This window comes from Colwellia sp. MB02u-9, assembly GCF_014077085.1.
Taxonomy (GTDB): domain Bacteria; phylum Pseudomonadota; class Gammaproteobacteria; order Enterobacterales; family Alteromonadaceae; genus Cognaticolwellia.
The window spans coordinates 1-425 of record NZ_JACGVF010000026.1; the positions used below are offsets into that span (position 1 = coordinate 1).

At 32.2% G+C, this 425-nt stretch carries 1 protein-coding gene; it reads left to right on the forward strand.

Going from position 1 to position 425, the window contains the following annotated elements; genetic code table 11:
- Nucleotides 1-333: hypothetical protein (locus tag H4J65_RS17885; RefSeq protein WP_220465050.1), on the forward strand; the 333-nt coding region annotated here is incomplete at its 5' end.
- Nucleotides 334-425 lie beyond the last annotated feature (92 nt).

Consider the following 425-nt stretch of genomic DNA (forward strand, 5'->3'; position numbering starts at 1 on the left):
GGCGTTAGGCATGTTATGAATTCATCCAGTAGAATAGTATTAATAATGAATTGGATAAGTGATAAAGATTGCTTGTGGTGGCCTTTGTTAAAATTAAGACCTTCACAGGACCAAATCTTTTCAAATAAACTAGTAATTATATTGGCTTTTATTGCAACGGTAATAGGGCATTCAATTATAATAATCATCCGTTTATTATCAGGTAAAGAAGTACCATTAGATGTGGCAATTGTCATAACTATAATTCTATTTTTACTAGCTCTAACATTAAATAAATTTACATCTTATTGTTGGAATGTTCGGATGAAAGCATTAAGTGTAAAACAAGCCTAACAAGTCATTAAACCGGGACAAATAACAGTTGGTTTTTGCTCCTGCGTCGCTTATTTTAACCAACTATTATTTGCCCGTTAATGGGGCGTTAT